The sequence below is a fragment of the Mesorhizobium sp. M7A.T.Ca.US.000.02.2.1 genome (genome assembly GCF_003996995.1).
Lineage (GTDB): Bacteria > Pseudomonadota > Alphaproteobacteria > Rhizobiales > Rhizobiaceae > Mesorhizobium.
Window position 1 is genome coordinate 1 of sequence record NZ_RZTT01000916.1, and the last position, 446, is coordinate 446.

General features: G+C 62.1%; 1 protein-coding gene. It reads right to left on the reverse strand.

Translation table 11 applies throughout. The features are described 5' to 3' along the window. Positions 1-222: 222 nt before the first annotated feature. Positions 223-446, reverse strand: a 224-nt coding sequence (locus tag EOD15_RS35430) for a DUF1344 domain-containing protein (RefSeq protein WP_127409397.1), incomplete at its 5' end; no start/stop codon positions are given.

Below are 446 nucleotides of genomic sequence, written 5' to 3' on the forward strand. Positions count from 1 at the left end.
TGAATACCCCCCGTTGGCCAAGGGATAGCGCGGCTTTTTGGCAAAAACCATAGCGATGCCGCCGGACAGCGTTCCGCCGGCCGTCCCTGGGGTCCAGCCGGAAGACCTTATCCAGATAGCCCGGCATCGAGAGGCGACGGATGAAAATGGCCGATCCTCGTAGGGACCGGCCATGAGAGTGGAACAGGGTTTGAAAGTTCGGTCAGCAGGTCCGCTGGCGCCTTACGAAGCCTTCTTGATCGACGTCACGATACCGGTCTTGTCATCGACGGTCACTGCTACCTTGGCGCCGACCTTCAATTTGCCGACCGCCGCTTCCGGCGATAGCTGGTAGATCTTGCCGTCGTCGAGGGTGATCGACTTGGTCGTCGGGTCGACGGCCTGGATGGTGCCCTGAACGGTCGCGGCATAGGCGGTGCCTAGGAAGGCGAGCAGAGCGGCGGGGG